Annotated in this window: 15 protein-coding genes; 10 read left to right on the top strand and 5 right to left on the bottom strand. The window is 75.8% G+C overall.

The window, feature by feature from the left end; genetic code table 11:
• Window positions 1–110 precede the first annotated feature (110 nt).
• On the bottom strand, window positions 111–1,541 hold the full coding sequence (locus LG396_RS11105; protein WP_037743421.1) for a gamma-aminobutyraldehyde dehydrogenase: 1,431 nt from the start codon (window positions 1,539–1,541) through the stop codon (window positions 111–113).
• A 255-nt stretch (window positions 1,542–1,796) separates the two neighbouring features.
• Between LG396_RS11105 and LG396_RS11110 the strand changes: the two genes are divergently transcribed.
• The 6 genes from LG396_RS11110 to LG396_RS11135 all read left to right on the top strand — a co-directional run bounded on the left by LG396_RS11110 (window position 1,797) and on the right by LG396_RS11135 (window position 8,322).
• On the top strand, window positions 1,797–2,270 hold the full coding sequence (locus LG396_RS11110) for an Lrp/AsnC family transcriptional regulator (RefSeq protein ID WP_018839591.1): 474 nt from the start codon (window positions 1,797–1,799) through the stop codon (window positions 2,268–2,270).
• Window positions 2,258–3,670 (top strand): aspartate aminotransferase family protein, encoded by a 1,413-nt coding sequence (locus tag LG396_RS11115; protein WP_372483487.1) that lies wholly within the window; start codon window positions 2,258–2,260, stop codon window positions 3,668–3,670. Before LG396_RS11110 ends, LG396_RS11115 begins: the two co-directional genes overlap by 13 nt.
• 178 nt (window positions 3,671–3,848) lie before the next feature.
• Window positions 3,849–4,685, top strand: a complete 837-nt coding sequence (locus tag LG396_RS11120) for an ABC transporter ATP-binding protein (protein WP_225794630.1) — start codon at window positions 3,849–3,851, stop codon at window positions 4,683–4,685.
• Window positions 4,667–5,893 carry a hypothetical protein gene (locus LG396_RS11125; protein ID WP_037743414.1) on the top strand — a complete coding sequence of 409 codons (1,227 nt, stop codon included), beginning with the start codon at window positions 4,667–4,669 and terminating at the stop codon, window positions 5,891–5,893. The genes LG396_RS11120 and LG396_RS11125 overlap by 19 nt, the downstream gene beginning before the upstream one ends.
• A 128-nt stretch (window positions 5,894–6,021) precedes the next feature.
• Entirely contained in the window at window positions 6,022–7,209 is a 1,188-nt protein-coding gene (locus LG396_RS11130) for a serine hydrolase domain-containing protein (protein WP_225794631.1), read from the top strand.
• A 9-nt stretch (window positions 7,210–7,218) separates the two neighbouring features.
• Window positions 7,219–8,322 (top strand): LOG family protein, encoded by a 1,104-nt coding sequence (locus tag LG396_RS11135; RefSeq protein ID WP_225794632.1) that lies wholly within the window; start codon window positions 7,219–7,221, stop codon window positions 8,320–8,322.
• On the opposite strand, the gene LG396_RS11140 is transcribed toward LG396_RS11135, so the two are convergent.
• On the bottom strand, window positions 8,319–9,566 hold the full coding sequence (locus LG396_RS11140; RefSeq protein ID WP_225794633.1) for a sensor histidine kinase: 1,248 nt from the start codon (window positions 9,564–9,566) through the stop codon (window positions 8,319–8,321). The two genes, LG396_RS11135 and LG396_RS11140, sit on opposite strands and share 4 nt — an antisense overlap.
• The gene (locus LG396_RS11145) at window positions 9,563–10,219 is read right to left on the bottom strand and encodes a response regulator transcription factor (RefSeq protein WP_037743405.1); all 657 of its coding nucleotides are present in this window, start codon (window positions 10,217–10,219) and stop codon (window positions 9,563–9,565) included. The genes LG396_RS11140 and LG396_RS11145 overlap by 4 nt, the downstream gene beginning before the upstream one ends.
• 211 nt (window positions 10,220–10,430) lie before the next feature.
• On the opposite strand from LG396_RS11145, the gene LG396_RS11150 reads away from it, so the two are divergent.
• From LG396_RS11150 to LG396_RS11165, 4 genes are read left to right on the top strand one after another with little or no spacing between them, the layout of a single operon-like run.
• Window positions 10,431–10,988, top strand: coding sequence for a hypothetical protein (locus tag LG396_RS11150; protein WP_225794634.1), 558 nt, complete (start codon window positions 10,431–10,433; stop codon window positions 10,986–10,988).
• Window positions 10,985–12,187, top strand: coding sequence for an efflux RND transporter periplasmic adaptor subunit (locus LG396_RS11155; protein ID WP_225794635.1), 1,203 nt, complete (start codon window positions 10,985–10,987; stop codon window positions 12,185–12,187). The genes LG396_RS11150 and LG396_RS11155 overlap by 4 nt, the downstream gene beginning before the upstream one ends.
• Entirely contained in the window at window positions 12,184–12,858 is a 675-nt protein-coding gene (locus LG396_RS11160) for an ABC transporter ATP-binding protein (protein WP_018839601.1), read from the top strand. The genes LG396_RS11155 and LG396_RS11160 overlap by 4 nt, the downstream gene beginning before the upstream one ends.
• Window positions 12,855–14,060 (top strand): ABC transporter permease, encoded by a 1,206-nt coding sequence (locus LG396_RS11165; RefSeq protein WP_225794636.1) that lies wholly within the window; start codon window positions 12,855–12,857, stop codon window positions 14,058–14,060. Before LG396_RS11160 ends, LG396_RS11165 begins: the two co-directional genes overlap by 4 nt.
• Window positions 14,061–14,090: 30 nt before the next feature.
• On the opposite strand, the gene LG396_RS11170 is transcribed toward LG396_RS11165, so the two are convergent.
• Both LG396_RS11170 and LG396_RS11175 read right to left on the bottom strand, forming a co-directional pair.
• Complete coding sequence (locus LG396_RS11170) at window positions 14,091–15,125, bottom strand: ABC transporter ATP-binding protein (RefSeq protein WP_225794637.1); 1,035 nt, start codon at window positions 15,123–15,125, stop codon at window positions 14,091–14,093.
• Complete coding sequence (locus tag LG396_RS11175) at window positions 15,125–16,729, bottom strand: ABC transporter permease (protein WP_225794844.1); 1,605 nt, start codon at window positions 16,727–16,729, stop codon at window positions 15,125–15,127. Before LG396_RS11175 ends, LG396_RS11170 begins: the two co-directional genes overlap by 1 nt.
• Window positions 16,730–16,741: the final 12 nt, after the last annotated feature.

Consider the following 16,741-nt stretch of genomic DNA (forward strand, 5'->3'; position numbering starts at 1 on the left):
CAGCCTGCACCGCGGAACGGCGGCGGACATCGGTAGCCCGCGCGGATCGGTATACGTATCCGCGCGGGCCGGGCCCGCCGCCTACCTAGGTAGGGGGCGGGCGGCGGCGCTCAGAGCGCCGTCATCACGTGCTTGACCCGGGTGTAGTCGTCGAAGCCGTACGACGAGAGGTCCTTGCCGTAGCCGGACTTCTTGAAGCCGCCGTGCGGCATCTCGGCGACCAGCGGAATGTGGGTGTTGATCCACACGCAGCCGAAGTCCAGCGACTTCGACAGCCGCATCGCGCGGCCGTGGTCCCTGGTCCACACCGAGGAGGCCAGCGCGTACTGCACGCCGTTGGCGTACGCGAGGGCCTGGTCCTCGTCCGTGAAGGACTGCACGGTGATGACCGGGCCGAAGACCTCGTTCTGGATGATCTCGTCGTCCTGCTTGAGCCCGGAGACGACGGTCGCGGCGTAGTAGTAGCCCTTGTCGCCGACCCGGCGGCCGCCGGCGTCGACGCGGGCGTGCGCCGGGAGCCGGTCGACGAAGCCGGCGACCCGCTCCAGCTGCGCGGCGTTGTTCAGCGGGCCGTAGAGCGCGTCCGCCTCGCCGGGACCGGTCTTGGTGTCGGCGGCGGCCTTGGCCAGGGCCGAGACGAACTCGTCGTGGACGGACTCGTGGACGAGCACGCGGGTGGCCGCGGTGCAGTCCTGGCCGGCGTTGAAGTAGCCCGCCACGGCGATGTCCTCGACGGCCTTGGGCAGGTCGGCGTCCTCGAAGACGATGACCGGCGCCTTGCCGCCCAGCTCCAGGTGCACCCGCTTGAGGTCCTTGGCCGCGCTGCCGGCGACCTCCATGCCGGCCCGGACCGAGCCGGTGATGGAGGCCATCGCGGGGGTCGGGTGCTCGACCATCAGCCGGCCGGTGTCGCGGTCGCCGCAGACGACGTTGAAGACGCCCTTGGGCAGCACGCCGCCCATGATCTCGGCGAGCAGCACGGTGGCGGCGGGGGTGGTGTCGGAGGGCTTGAGGACCACCGCGTTGCCCGCGGCCAGCGCGGGGGCGAACTTCCAGATCGCCATCATCACGGGGTAGTTCCAGGGCGTGACCTGGGCGCAGACGCCGATCGGCTCACGCCGTACGAACGAGGTGAGGCCGTCCATGTACTCGCCGGCGGACTTGCCCTCCAGCATGCGGGCCGCGCCGGCGAAGAACCGGATCTGGTCCAGCATCATCGGCAGCTCTTCCTCGCGGGTGAGCTCCAGGGGCTTGCCGGTGTCCTTGCACTCGGTCTCCAGCAGCTCGTCCGCCCGGGCCTCCAGGGCGTCGGCGATCTTCAGCAGCGCCAGCTGCCTGGCCCCGGGGGTGGCGTCGCGCCAGCCGGGGAACGCGGCCGCCGCGGCCTGCATGGCGGCGTCGACGTCGGCGGCGCCGGACAGGGGTGCGGTCGCGTAGACCTCCTCGGTGGCCGGGTCGACGACGTCCATGGTCCGGCCATCGGCGGCGTCCCGGAACTCCCCGTTGATGTAGTTGCGCAGACGGCGCGGTTCGCTGGTCACTGCGACCCTCCAGTAGTCGGTCCGCTGATGCGCCCCACCCTAACGGCGGGAGATTTGCCCGTCACGGGGCGCCTGGACAGGAAGACTTCCGCCGCCGCCCGCGGCCCCGCCGGCGCGGCCGCTTCCTGTCCTCGTACGAGATTGACAGCTCAAGCATGACGGAACAAGTGAATCCATCGCAGGTACGCCATTCATCCACGGATTCAGTTCCCGGGCCCCTTGCGGGGGGCTCAGCGGCTCGGGCACAGTGACAGCGTGGCCACACACGACAAGAAGCAGACGGGTTCGGCGCTGGACGAGGTCTCGCTGAAGATCGTCGAGCAGCTGCAGCAGGACGGGCGCCGTTCGTACGCCGCGATAGGCAAGGCCGTCGGCCTGTCCGAGGCGGCCGTGCGCCAGCGGGTGCAGAAGCTGCTGGAGCAGGGCGTCATGCAGATCGTCGCCGTCACCGACCCGCTGACGGTCGGCTTCATGCGGCAGGCGATGATCGGCATCACCGTCGACGGCGACGTCGAGCCGGTCGCGGACGCGCTGGCCGGCCTCGACGAGGTCGACTACGTGGTGGTGACCGCAGGCTCCTTCGACCTGCTCGCCGAAGTCGTCTGCCACGACGACGCCCACCTCCTGGAGCTGATCACCAAGCGGATCCGGGCGCTGCCCGGCGTCCGCGCCACCGAGAGCTTCGTGTACCTGAAGCTGCGCAAGCAGACCTACTCGTGGGGAACCTGATAACCGTGAGCAAGGACAGCACCGCCGCATCCGGCACCACCCCCCCGGCCGCCTCGAAGGCCGCGTACGACCACCTGTGGATGCACTTCACCCGCATGTCGTCGTACGAGAACGCCCCCGTGCCCACCATCGTCCGCGGCCAGGGCGCCTACATCTACGACGAGACGGGCAAGCGCTACCTCGACGGCCTCGCCGGCCTCTTCGTGGTGCAGGCGGGCCACGGCCGCACCGAGCTGGCCGAGGCCGCCGCCAAGCAGGCCGCGGAGCTGGCGTACTTCCCGATCTGGTCGTACGCCCACCCCAAGGCCGTCGAACTCGCCGAGCGGCTCGCGGCCGGCGCCCCCGGCGACCTGAACAAGGTGTTCTTCTCCACCGGCGGCGGCGAGGCGGTCGAGACCGCCTGGAAGCTGGCCAAGCAGTACTTCAAGCTCACCGGCCGGCCCGGCAAGTACAAGGTGATCTCCCGCGCCGTCGCCTACCACGGCACCCCGCAGGGCGCCCTGTCCATCACCGGCCTGCCGGGGCTCAAGGCCCCCTTCGAGCCGCTGGTCCCCGGCGCGCACAAGGTCGCCAACACCAACATCTACCGGGCGCCGGTGCACGGGGACGACCCGGAGGCGTTCGGCCGCTGGGCCGCCGACCAGATCGAGCAGCAGATCCTCTTCGAGGGCCCCGAGACGGTCGCCGCGGTGTTCCTGGAGCCGGTGCAGAACGCCGGCGGCTGCTTCCCGCCGCCGCCCGGGTACTTCGCGCGGGTGCGGGAGATCTGCGACACATACGACGTGCTGCTCGTCTCCGACGAGGTCATCTGCGCCTTCGGCCGGCTGGGCCACATGTTCGGCTGCGAGAAGTTCGGCTACGTACCGGACCTCATCACCTGCGCCAAGGGCCTGACCTCCGGCTACTCGCCGCTCGCCGCCTGCCTCGTCTCCGACCGCGTGGCCGAGCCCTTCTACGCCGGCGGCAACACCTTCCCGCACGGCTACACCTTCGGCGGCCACCCGGTCTCCTGCGCGGTGGCGCTCGCCAACCTCGACATCTTCGAGCGCGAGGACCTCTACGGCCACGTACGCGCCAACGAGGAGGCGTTCCACGCCACCCTGCGCCGCCTGCTCGACCTGCCGATCGTCGGCGACGTGCGCGGCAGCGGCTACTTCTACGGCATCGAACTGGTGAAGGACAAGGCCACCAAGGAGACCTTCACGGCCGAGGAGACCGAGCGGGTGCTCTACGGGTTCCTGTCCGGGGCGCTCTTCGAGAACGGCCTGTACTGCCGGGCCGACGACCGCGGCGACCCGGTGGTGCAGCTCGCCCCGCCGCTCGTCGCCGACCAGGCGGTCTTCGACGAGGCCGAGCAGATCCTGCGGGGCGTCCTGACGGACGCCTGGGCGCGCCTCTGACCCTGCCCCCGCGGTGCACGCGCCGGGCGGTCCGTCCGTACGAGCGGACCCCCCGGCGCGCCGCCCGCCGCCTCACCTGCGGTTCCGCCACCCCTTCCTAGGGTGCGAGTGACCGGATCCCCTCCGTCCTCGTTCCACCCCGTGGGGGCGTTGGCGGACCCAGGGAAAGAGGTGTGCGATGACCGCGGCGACCACTCGGACCGCCCCACCCGACAACGACGTGCTGTGGGCCCGCTCCCTGCACTACGCCCACGGCGGCACCCCGGCGCTGGCCGGGGTCTCCCTCGGCGTCGCGCAGGGCGAGATCCTCGCGGTGACCGGGCCGCGCGGGAGCGGCAAGACGACGCTGCTGAAGTGCCTGTCCGGGCAGTTGCTGCCGCACCAGGGCGAGGTGTGGTTCAACAGCGGCCCCGTCCACACCCTGTCCACGGGTGCCCGCGAGCGGCTGCGCCGCGACCGCTTCGGCTGGATCGGCACCCGCCCCGAGCTGGTCCCCGAGCTGACGGCCTGGGAGAACGTGGCACTGCCGCTGCTGCTGGCCGGCGAGACGCACCGCGCGGCGCGGCGCAGGGCGGTGGAGTGGCTGGAGCGGCTGGACGCCGGCGGCATCGCGCGCTGCCGGCCGGCGGCGCTGCCGCAGGACCAGCGCCAGCGCGTCGCCATCGCCCGGGCGCTGGTCGCCGGGCCCGACGTGGTCTTCGCCGACGAGCCGACCGCGCCGCTGCGGCGGGCGGAGGGGGCGCAGGCGCTGCGCACGCTCGTAGCGGCGGCCCGCTCGCACGGGATGAGCGTCGTGCTGACCGGCCCGGCGGACGACGCCGCCGTCACGGGGGCGGCGGACCGGACGTTCCCGCTGGTCGACGGGCGCAGGGCGAGCGGCGCGCGGGCGGGTGCCGCGCAGGCCGCGGGGTACGGCGACGGGGGTGCGGGCGCCGGGGCAGCGGGGCGGGCGGGGGCGAACGGGACTGCGGGGGCCGCGGAGAACTGGGAGGACCCGTGCTCAGTCTCCGCCTAGCCCGCGGCTCCCACCCGCTGGTCCTGCTGCGCCGGCTGCTCGTCGCCTGCGCCTCGGCCGGCGTCGGGTTCCTCCTGCTCAGCGCCCTGGGCCACGCCTCGCCCGAGCAGCTGCTGTGGTGCGCGGCGCCGCTGGCCGCCACCGTCCAGTTCGCGGTGGCCGTGGCCCGCACCGACCCGCACGCCAAGCCGTCGCCGGGGCTGTCCTCCGCCGGCTTCGGCCCGGCCGCGGCGCCGGCGGTCGCCGCGGTCACGACCGCCGTGTCGTGCCTGCTGGGCAGCGCGCTGGCGCTGCTGTTCTTCCTGCACCTGCGGGGCGACCTGTCGGGGCTGCCGTTCGACGGGGCCGCCGCCGCGCTCCTCGGCGCCGGCGGCCCCCTGCCCGTCGTCGGCGCGCTCACGCTGCTCGCGTGCGTACCGGCGCTGGCCGCGGCGGCGAGCGCGGCGAGCCTGCGCCCGCGGCGTACGGCGGCCCAGGGCTCCGCCGCGGCGGCGGCGCGGCTGCGGGCCCGGCGCGAGGCGGCGGACGCGGCGGGCACCGCGGTGGACGTGCCGCACCCGGGCGGCGCCGCGGGGGACGACCCGCCGGTCCCCGCCGACCTGCCGTGGGGCACCGCGCTGGCGACGACGGGCCTGGCCCTCGGCGCGTACGCGGGCAGCTTCGCGGGCGCGGGCGACCGCGCGGCGCTGAAGCTGCCGCTGCCCGGCGGCTCCGGCGACGCGGCGCCCGCGGTCGTCGCGAGCTGGGCGCTGATCGCCGCGGGGCTGATCCTCGCCGGACCCGGCATCGTGCACCTGTGCGGCCGGCTGCTGTGCGCGCTGCGCCCGGGTGCGCTGCGGCTCCTCGCCGGGCGCGTACTGCAGCAGGAGGCCCGCCGCGTGGGCCGCCCGCTGGGCGCGCTGTGCGCGGTGGCGACGGGCGGGGTGCTGTGCACGCTGGTGTGGCCGGACGGCGACGGCGCCCGGTCGCTGGGCCCGCTGACCTTGCTGGGCGCGGCTCTGGTGGTGTTCTGCGCGCTGGCGACGGTGGGCATGGCGGCGCTGGAGGCGAAGCGCGCCCGTACCCGCACCACGACCGCTCTCCTCCGCCTCGGCGCCTCCCCGCGCCTCCTGCGCCGCGCGGCCCTGCTGCGTACGGCGGTGCTCCTGGCGGTCTTCACCCCGCTGGCCGCGGCGCTCGGCGAACTGGCGGCGCTGCCGCTGCGGTAGCGCGGCGGGAGGGTCGGCGGAGGGTGCCGCCTCCCCTGCGCGGGGGACCTGCCGTCCCCCGTACGAGCGCCCGCGGTTCGCTCGGCCGCGTGACGACCCGGGGCCCGCGCGCTGCCTAGCCTCCCCGCATGACGACGTACGGAGACATCCCCGCCCGGCGCATCCTCGCGGCCCTCCTCGGGCTGCTGGTGCTCGCGGGCCTGGCCGCCTGCGGGACGGACCGCGACCGCGACCGGGACGTGGGGGACGACGGCGGCTTTGCCGGGGTGCGCACGCAGGGGCGCGCCGACGACCCGGCCGCCCGGGCGGTGGAGGAGTACCTCGACGAGGTCTGGCCCGAAGGCGCCCCCGGCACCGTCGTCGCCGCCCGCGGCGCCGCGTCGGTGACCTGCTCGGGCCGCGGCCCCGACCCGGGGGCCGGCACCCGCGCCCGCTGCGACACCGTGTACGACATCGCGTCGATGACCAAGCAGTTCACCGCCGCCGCCGTCGTGAAGCTGCAGACGGAGGGCAGGCTGCGGGTGAGCGACCCCCTCTCCCGCCACCTCGACGGCGTGCCCGCCGACAAGCGCGGCATCACCCTGCACCACCTGCTCACCCACACCGCCGGGCTGCCCGAGTCCCTCGGCGACGACTACGACCCCGTCTCCCGCGCCGAGTTGGTCTCCGGCGCCTTCGCCGCCCCCCTCCGGTCGCCGCCCGGGGAGCGCCACGCGTACTCCAACACCGGCTACAGCCTCCTCGCCGCCGTCGTGGAGGAGGCGTCCGGCGCCGACTACGAGTCGTACCTCGCCGACCGCCTCTTCGGCCCCGCCGGCATGACCGGCACCGGCTACGTCCTGCCCGCCTGGGACGCGAGCCGCATCGCCGTCGAGTACGACCGCAGGGGCCGCCCGCAGGGCACCCCGCTGGACCACCCCTGGGCCGGCGACGGCCCGTACTGGAACCTGCGCGGCAACGGCGGCATGCTCTCCACCGCCCGCGACATGCTCCGCTGGCACCGCGCCCTGCTCGGCGACCGCGTCCTCGGCGGGCAGGCGCGGAAGCTGCTGTTCGAGCGGTACGTCCCGGAGGGCGGCGGCGCCGGGTCCTTCTACGGCTACGGCTGGAGCCTGCTCGACCTCGACGGCGCGCCCGTCGCCACCCACGACGGCGGCAACGAGTGGTCCTCGGGCCGCGTCGCCCGCTTCCTGGACGACGGCACGCTGGTGTTCTGGATCAGCAACGCCGCCACCCGCGCGGGCGAGTGGGATCTCCCGGCCCTGGACCGGGAGTTGACGACCGGAATCGCCGAACGGGTGCGGGAGCGCGCCTAGGGTGGGCGCATGCCGCACTCCCCGTTCGAGATCGAGTCCCTCGCCGAGTTCGACGCCTCCGTCGCCTCCGGCTCCATCAGCGGGTTCCGCGTGCAGTCCGTCGACCTGACGGGCCGTACGCGCCTGCTGCTCACCGCCGACGTGCACGGCGCGGTGTTCCTCGGCTGCCCGATGGCCGAGGAGGCCGCGCACCGCGTGCAGCGCGACGGCGCGCTGGTCTTCCCCGTCGTGCCGGACCTGCCGTTCGACCCGTACCGCGGCGCGCTGTACACCGCGGACGAGTTGTTCGCGGGCCTGGCGCGGGGGTACGAGCAGACGCCGGACGCCCGCTCGTACGCCTGGTTCCAGCGCACCCGCGCCGAGCACGACATATTCGCCGCCGTGATACGCGGCATGCACGACGAGTCGATGTCCAACGCCCTGGACGAGCGGCTGCGCGCCGGCCGTCCCGTCGTCGGCGTCATGGGCGGGCACGCGCTGGAGCGCGGCGGCGAGGACTACGCGGGCGCGGCCCGGCTGGGGCGGGCGCTGGTGCGCGCCGGGTTCGACGTGGCCACGGGCGGCGGCCCCGGCGCGATGGAGGCGGCCAACCTGGGCGCGTACGGGGCGGAGTTCGACGACGCGACGCTGGACGAGGCGGTGCGGATGCTCGGCAAGGCGCCGTCGTTCACGCCCTCGGTCGCCCAGTGGGCGGAGGCGGCGTTCGCGGTACGGGAGCGGTGGCCGGGCGGCGGCGACTCGATCGGCATCCCCACCTGGTTCTACGGCCACGAGCCGCCGAACGCCTTCGCGGGGCACATCGCGAAGTACTTCGCGAACGCGCTGCGCGAGGACGGCCTGCTGGCCCGGAGTACGGCGGGCGTGGTGTTCCTGCCGGGCGCGGCGGGCACGGTGCAGGAGATCTTCGACGCGGCGACGCCCAACTACTACGAGTCGCGCGGCACGCCGCGGCCGATGGTGCTGGTCGGCCGCGCGCACTGGTCGGCGCGGCTGCCGGCGTGGCAGCTGCTGTCGGCGCTGGCCGACGGCCGGTCGATGGCACCGCGGATCGCGCTGGTCGACGCGGTGGACGAGGCCCCGGAGGCGCTGCTGCGGCTCGGGGCCGCCGGCTAGGGCGCTCCGTCGGCATCCTTGCCGGGTTCGTCGGGCGGCAGCGTCACGGTGACCGTGAGGCCGCCGCCGGTGCGGGGGCGGGCCGTCGCGTCCCCGCCGTGGGCGCGGGCGACGGCCCGGACGATCGACAGCCCGAGGCCGGCCCCGCCGCCGGTGACGAGCCGGTCGGCGCCGAGGCGGCGGAACGGCTCGAAGAGGGCGGGGATCTCGTACGGGGGCACGGTGGGGCCGGTGTTGGCGACCCGCAGCTCCGCCCGGCCGCCGGCCCCGGCGGCGCAGCTGACGCGGACGTGCCCGCCCGCGCCGGAGTTGTGGCGGACGCCGTTCTCGACCAGGTTGTGCACGAGCCGCTCCAGGAGCAGCGCGTCTCCTGCGGTCCACGCCTCGGCGGTCTCGGCCGTGACCTCGATGCCGGCCTTCGCCGCCGCGGACGCGGCCTGGGCGACGACGTGGCCGACGATGTCGGCGAGGTCGACGGGGTGCCGTTCGGTGACCTCGTTCTCGGAGGTGGCCAGGAGCAGCAGGCCGCTGATCAGCCGCTCGTGGCGGGAGTTGATCCGGAGCAGGTCCTCGCCCAGGTGCCGGACGTCCGCGGAGGCGGCGGGCCGGTGCATGGCGGTCTCGACGAGGGCGCGGCCGACGGTCAGCGGGGTGCGCAGTTCGTGGGAGGCGTTGGCGACGAAGCGCCGCTGGCCGTCGAAGGAGCGGTCGAGGCGTTCGACCATGGTGTCGAAGGCGTCGGCGAGTTCCCTGACCTCGTCGCCGGGGCCGCCGAGGGCGATGCGCTCGTGCAGGCCGCGGCCGGCGGCGGGGGCGGCGGCGATCCGGCGGGCGGTGTCGGTGACGCGGTGCAGCGGGGCGAGGACCCGGCCGGCGACGAGCCAGCCGGAGCCGGCCGCGGCGGCGCCGACGACGAGCAGGGCGATGCCGCCCTGGGTGAGGAGGGAGTTGCCGGCGGCGTCGAGCAGGACGTCCTCGCGGCTCTCCGTGAACCGCTCGTGGGTGGGCCCGGGGTCGGGTCCGGGGTCGGGGGCGGCGCGGGCGGGGGTGCCCGTCGGCGCCGCGGAGGGTTCGGCGGAGCTGCTGTTGAAGGTGCCGCCGCCGCTGAGGCGGGCGTTGAACAGCACGTAGGTGAGGCCGAGGAGCACCGCTCCGGCGGCGAGGAACATGGCCCCGTAGACGAGCGTGAGGCGGGCGCGCAGGGTGAAGCGCCGCGGGCGGAGGGCGGTGCGCGGGCGGCTCATGGGATGCGGTATCCGACGCCGGTGACGGTCTCGACGACGGGCGGCTCGCCGAGCTTGCGCCGCAGCTTGAGCACGGCGAGGCGGACGGCCCCGGTGAAGGGGTCGGCGTGCTCGTCCCACGCCTTCTCCAGCAGGTGTTCCGCGGAGACCGGGGCGCCTTCGGCGCGCAGCAGTTCGGCGAGGACCGCGAACTCCTTGCGGGACAGCGGCACATAGCGCCCGTCGCGTACGACCTCGTGCCTGGCCGGGTCCAGGGCGATCCCGGCGCGGCGCAGCACCGGCGGTGCGGCGGGCCGGGCGCGGCGGCCGAGGGCGTGCACCCGGGCGGCGAGTTCGGCGAAGGCGAACGGCTTGGTGAGGTAGTCGTCGGCGCCGAGGCCGAGGCCGGCGACGCGGTCGGCGACGTCCGCGGCGGCGGTGAGCATCAGCACGCGCGCGGCCGAGAGGCCGCCGGCGAGCCGGCGGCAGACGTCGTCGCCGTGGACGGCGGGCAGGTCGCGGTCGAGGACGACGACGTCGTAGTCGTGGACGGCGGCGCGCTCCAGCGCGGCGGCGCCGTCGTACGCGAGGTCGACGGCGTGCGCCTCGGCGCGCAGCCACTCGCCTATCGCGGCGGCGAGCACGGGTTCGTCCTCGGCGACCAGCACCCTCATCTGCGGCCTCCTCCAGGTGGGTTGGGAACCCCATGGTGGCGAACGGCGCGTTTCCTCGCCGTGAGGAACCGGCGTACGGCAGGGGCGGCCGTACGCCGGGAGCGGCAGGAGCGGCGGGGCGGTGGAAACGGCGGGGAAACGCGCCGCCGCGTTGCATCGGGTCCTGCGCGCCGGCGGTCCGGTCCGGCGCCCTCGAGGAGCGGAGACGACGATGCGACGACGGACGCGCAGCGTGCTCGCGGCCCTGCCGCTGGCGCTGGCCCTGGCCCTGACGGGCTGCGGCTCCGACGGCGGTCAGGGCGACGGCAAGGTGGCGTCGGCGGGCGGCGACGGGAAGGAGGGCGGGGGCGGGCAGGAACCGGTCGCGGAGGACCCGGACGAGCAGATGCTGCAGTTCGCGCGGTGCCTGCGGAAGAACGGCGTGGATGTCCCGGATCCGCAGCCCGGGCAGGGCGTGAATCTGAACATGGACGGCGTCGGCGAGGCGAAGGCGCAGCGGGCCATGGAGGCGTGCCGGCGGTACGACCCGGCGACCACCTCGAAGAACGACCCGATCAGCAAGGAGCTGGAGGAGAAGCTGCGGGCGTACGCGCGCTGCATGCGCGGCAACGGCGTGGCGGACTTCCCGGATCCGGTGCCGGGCGGCGGGCTGCAGATGGACGGGGCGATCGAGCGGGACCCGGACTACGACGGGGCGGCGAAGGCCTGCAAGAAGCTGATGCCGGCGGGCGAGGGCGAGAGCTCCACGAACGAGGTGGAGGGCGAGTGACCGCGCGCCCCGCCGCCGCGAGGCAGGAGCCGGCCCCCGGAGAGCCGCCGGCCGGACACCCGCCGGCCGGAGATCCACCCGCCGACGGCCCGCCCGCCGGCAGCCCGCCCGCGACCCGCCGCGGGCGGCACCGGCGCAGGCGGCGCCGGATCGCCGCCGGCGCGGTGTTCCTCGCCGCGACCGGCGGCGCCGCGGCGGCCGGCCTGGGCCTCGGCGGCACGGGGGACCCGGCCGGGGCGGCGGACGGCGAACTGCCCCCGGCCACCGCCGAGGTCACCCGCGACACCCTGGTCGACACCCGCGGCGCGGACGCCGAACTGGGCCACGGCCCGGCCTCCGGCGCCGCCGCCCGCACCGGCGGCACCCTCACGGAACTGCCGCGTTCGGGCGCCCGGGTGGCCCGCGGCGAGGCGCTGTACGAGGTGGACGACGAGCCGGTGACCCTGCTGTACGGGGACCTGCCCGCGTACCGCGCGCTGGCACCCGGCGCCGAGGGCACGGACGTGGCGCAGCTGGAGCGCAACCTGGGCGCCCTCGGCTACACCGGCTTCACCGCGGACGGGGAGTACACGGACGCCACGGCCGCCGCGGTCCGCGCGTGGCAGGCGGACCTGGGCGCCGCGCAGACGGGCCGGGTGGAGCCGGGGCAGGTGGTGTTCGCGCCGGGCCCGGTCCTCGTGGAGAGCGTGGCGGCGCAGCGCGGCGACCTCCTCGCCCCGGGCGCCGACGTGCTCACGTACACCGGCACCGACGTGGCCGTCACCGCGGAACTGGACGTCGCGGACCGGCGGCTCGCGCGGCGCGGCGCGGAGGTGGGCGTGGAGCTGCCGGACGGCCGGACGGTGCGCGGCACGGTCGCGGACGTGTCGGTGGCGACGCGGCCGGCGGAGGGCGAGCAGGAGGCGCAGACCGTCGTGGAGGTCGTCGTCCGGCTCGGTGGCGCAGAGGCGAGGAGGGCGGCGTCCGCGTACGACGAGGCGGGCGTGCACGTCGACTTCACCGCCGGGCGCCGCGAGGACGTGCTGACGGTGCCGGTCGCGGCGCTGCTGGCGCTGGCGGAGGGCGGCTTCGGGGTGGAGGTGGTCGAGGGCGGCGAGACGCGCTACGTACCGGTGGAGACGGGCCTGTTCGCGAACGGCCGGGTCGAGATCACGGGCGCCGGCCTCACGGCGGGCACGAAGGTGGGGATGCCGCGGTGATCGAGCTGACGAACGTGACCAGGACCTACGCCGGCGGTGTCACCGCGCTCGCCGGGGTCTCGCTGACCGTGGCGGCCGGCGAACTCGTCGCGGTCACCGGCCCTTCGGGGTCGGGGAAGTCGACGCTGCTCCACGTGCTGGGCACCCTGGACCGGCCCACGTCGGGCGGGGTGCGGATCGCCGGGTACGACGTGGCCGCGCTGTCCGACGCGGGCCTGTCCGCGCTGCGCGCCCACCGGATCGGCTTCGTCTTCCAGCAGTTCCACCTTGCGGGCGGCACGACGGCCCTCGACAACGTCGCCGACGGGCTCCTCTACACCGGCCTGCGCCGGGCGGAGCGGCGGCGCCGCGCGGAGCGGGTGCTGCACCGGGTGGGCCTGGGGCACCGCATGGAGCACCGGCCGCACGAGCTGTCGGGCGGCGAGCGGCAGCGCGTCGCGGTGGCCCGTGCGGTGGCGGGGGACCCGCCGCTGCTGCTGGCGGACGAGCCGACGGGGGCGCTGGACACGGCGTCGGGCGCGGCGGTGGTGGAGCTGTTGCGGGAGCTGAACGGGGCGGGGACGACGGTGGTGGTGATCACGCACGAACGGGAGTTGGCGGCGGCGCTGCCGCGGCAGGTGCGGCTGCGGGACGGCCGGCTGGAGCACGAGGGAACGGTGCACGGGACATGAGGGCAGAGGACATCCACCCCGCCGGGCTCCGGCCGGGGGACGTGCTGCGGGGCGGTGCGGTGGGGCTGCGGACGCGGCCGCTGCGGGCGGCGCTGTCGGCGCTGGGGATCGCGATAGGGATCGCGGCGATGGTGGCGGTGGTGGGGATCTCGTCGAGTTCGCGGGCGGATCTGGACCGTACGCTCGACTCGCTGGGCACGAACCTGCTGACGGTCTCGCCGGGCCGGACGATGGACGGCGGGCTGGCGAAGCTGCCGGCGCGGGCGGAGGACATGGTGGCCAGGATCGGCCCGGTGGCGTCGGTGTCGGCGATCGGCCGGGTCGCCGACGCGAACGTCTACCGCACGGACCGGATACCGGCGGCGGAGACGGGCGGGCTGGCCGCGTACGCGGTGCGCACCGACCTGCCGGCGGCGACGGGGGCGCGGCTGCGCGACGGCACGTGGCTGAACGCGGCGACGGCGCGCCACCCGGCGGTGGTGCTGGGCGCGACGGCGGCGGAGCGGCTGGGCGTGGGCCGGGCGGCACCGGAAGTGCGGGTACTGGTCGGCGGGCAGTGGTTCACGGTGGTCGGCATCCTCCAGCCGGCGCCGCTGGCGCCGGAGTTGGACATCGGGGCGCTGGTGGGGTGGCCGGCGGCGCAGGACCGCCTGGGCTTCGACGGCCACGCGACGACGGTCTACACGAGGTCGGCGGACGCGGCCGTGGAGGACGTCCGGTCGGTGCTGGGCGCGACGGCGAACCCGGCGGCGCCGAACGAGGTGGAGGTCTCGCGCCCGTCGGACGCGCTGGCGGCGAAGCGGGCGGCGGGCGAGGCGTTCACGCGGCTGCTGCTGGGGGTGGGCGCGGTGGCGCTGCTGGTGGGCGGCGTGGGGGTGGCGAACACGATGGTCATCTCGGTGCTGGAGCGGCTCGCGGAGATCGGTCTCCGCCGCGCCCTGGGCGCCACCCGCGGCCATATCCGCACGCAGTTCCTGGCGGAGTCGCTGCTGCTGTCGGCCCTGGGCGGCGCGGCGGGTGCGCTGCTCGGCGCGGGGGTGACGGCGTCGTACGCGGCGTCGCAGTCCTGGCCGCCGGTGGTCCCGGTGTGGACGCTGGCGGGGGCCCTGGCGGCCACGCTGGCCACGGGCACGCTGGCCGGCCTCTACCCGGCCGTCCACGCCGGCCGCCTCCCGCCGACGACGGCGCTGGCGACGCCGTAGGGCCCCGCGGGGGGCGGGGTGCGGGACCTCTCACTCTCCGAGGACCACGACCTCCGACGCCTCGAATCCCACCCCCACCCGGTCCCCCGCCTGCGGCGCCCCCCGCAGCGCCACCGACGCCTCCAGCGACGGCCCCCGCTCCGGCCGCAGCGCCAGCAGCACCTGCTCCCCCCGGAACGTCCGCCCCTCCACCGTGCACTCCAGCCCCGACCCCGCGGGCCCCACCCGCACGCCCGCCGGCCGTATCAGCAGCGACCGCTCCCCCGACGCTCCGGCACCCGGCGCTCCGGATGCGGCCACCCCCACCCGGCCCCACGGCGTCTCGGCCTCCGCCCCCCGCACCGTTGCGCGCACCACGTTCGCGAACCCCAGGAACCGGGCGACGAATTCGTCCGCCGGCCGCTCCCACACCTCCACCGGCGTGCCGCTCTGCGCGACGTGCCCGTCCCGCATCACCACCACCCGGTCGGCCAGCGCGAACGCCTCCCCCTGGTCGTGGGTCACCGCCAGCACCGTCGTCCCCAGCCGCCCGAAGAGCTGCCGCAGCTCGACCACCAGCCGCTCCCGCAGCGAGCGGTCCAGCTGCCCCAGCGGCTCGTCCAGCATCAGCAGTTGCGGCGACGGCGCCAGCGCCCGCGCCAGCGCCACCCGCTGCTGCTCTCCGCCCGACAGCGCCCCCACCGAGCGCCGCTCGGCCCCCGGCAGCCCGACGAGCGCGAGGAGTTCGGCGACCCGCTCCCGGGCCGCCGCCCGCGGGGCCCCGTGCATGCGCAGCCCGAAGGACACGTTGCCGCCCACGTCCCGGTGCGGGAACAGCTGCTGGTCCTGGAACATCAGCCCCACCCCCCGCCGGTGGGCGGGCACCCCCGCGAGGTCGCGCCCGCCCAGCAGCACCCGCCCCCCGGCGACCGGCTGCAGCCCGGCCACGGCCCGCAGCAGCGTGGACTTGCCGCTGCCGCTGGGCCCGAGCACGCTGACGACCTCGTGGTCCGCGACGTCGAGGGAGATCCCGTCGACCGCCGGGCGGTCGCCGTAGCGCACGGTGACGTCGTCGAGTACGAGCATCAGAACTCTCCCGCCTGGTTCTTGCGGACCCGTTCCAGCAGCAGCAGCGAAGCCGCGCAGACGGCCATGAGGATGGTGCTCAGCGCCATCGCCTGCCCGTAGTTGGTCTCGCCGGCCCGCCCCAGCAGCCGGGCGACGGCGACGGGCAGCGTCGGCCGGTCGGGCCCGGCGATGAACACGGTGGCGCCGAACTCGCCGAGGGAGACCGCGAAGGCGAAGCCGGCGGCGACGAGCACCGCCCGCCACACCAGTGGCAGGTCGACCTCCCGCCAGGCGCGCAGCGGGGAGGCGCCGAGGACGGCGGCGGCTTCGCGCAGCCGGTCGTCGACGGCGCGGAGCACGGGCAGCATGGTCCGTACGACGAAGGGGACGCCGACCAGCGCCTGCGCGAGCGGCACGAGGATCCAGGACGAGCGCAGGTCGAGCGGCGGGGTGTCGAGGGCGATGAGGAAGCCGAAGCCGACGGTGACGGCGGAGGTGCCCAGCGGCAGCATCAGCAGCGCGTCGAAGCCGCGGACGAGGGGCCCGGCGCGGCGGGTGACGGCGGCCGCGGCGAGGCCGCCGACGACGACGGCGATGACGGTGGCGACGGCGGCGTAGGCGAGGGAGTTGCCGACGGCTTCCAGCGGCGGGACGGCGAAGGTGCCGTCGCTGTCCTGCAGCGCGCGGTAGAAGGCGAGGCCGTGGCCGCCGGGGGCGGCGAAGGAGCGTTCGGCGAGGACGGCGAGCGGTGCGAGGAGCAGCACGGCGGCGACGGCGACGACGCCGCCGATCAGGGCGCGTTCGCCGGCGCCGCGGGGGCGGCGGGCGGTGGTCTCGGGGGCGACGAGGCTGAGTGCCCGCTCCCGGCGGCGTACGGTCCAGGCGTGCACGGCGAGGACGGCGGCGACGGCGGCGAGCTGGATGAGGGAGAGGACGGCGGCGGTGGGCAGGTCGAGGAAGTCCGCGGTCTGGCGGTAGATCTCCACTTCGAGGGTGGAGTAGGAGGGGCCGCCGAGGATCTGGACGACGCCGAAGGAGGTGAAGGTGAAGAGGAAGACCATGAGGGCCGCGGCGGCGACGGCGGGCCCGAGGGCGGGCAGGGTGACGTGCCGCCAGGCGGCGAGGCGGCCGGCGCCGAGCACGCGGGCGGCTTCTTCCTGGCGGGGGTCGAGCTGGGCCCACAGGCCGCCGACGGTCCGTACGACGACGGCGAAGTTGAAGAAGACGTGGGCGAGGAGGATGGCCCACACGGAGGTGTCCAGGCGGACGCCCCACCAGCCGTCGAGGACGCCGCCGCGGCCCACGAGGGCGAGGAACGCGGAGCCGACGACGACGGTGGGCATCACGAACGGCACGGTGACCAGGGCGCGCAGGAGCTGTTTGCCGGGGAAGTCGAAGCGGGCGAAGACGTACGCGGCGGGCAGCGCGAGGACGAGGGTCAGCCCGGTGGAGGCGGCGGCCTGCCAGAGGGTGAACCACAGGACGCCGAGGATGTCGGGGTCGCCGAGGACGTCGGGGATGCGGCCGAGCTGCCAGGTGCCGCCCTCGCGCAGGCCGCGGGCGACGATGGCGCCGACGGGGTAGGCGAAGAAGACGGCGAAGAACGCGGCGGGCACGGCCATGAGCGCGAGCCG

The sequence above is a fragment of the Streptomyces aculeolatus genome (assembly GCF_020400605.1).
GTDB lineage: Bacteria > Actinomycetota > Actinomycetes > Streptomycetales > Streptomycetaceae > Streptomyces > Streptomyces aculeolatus.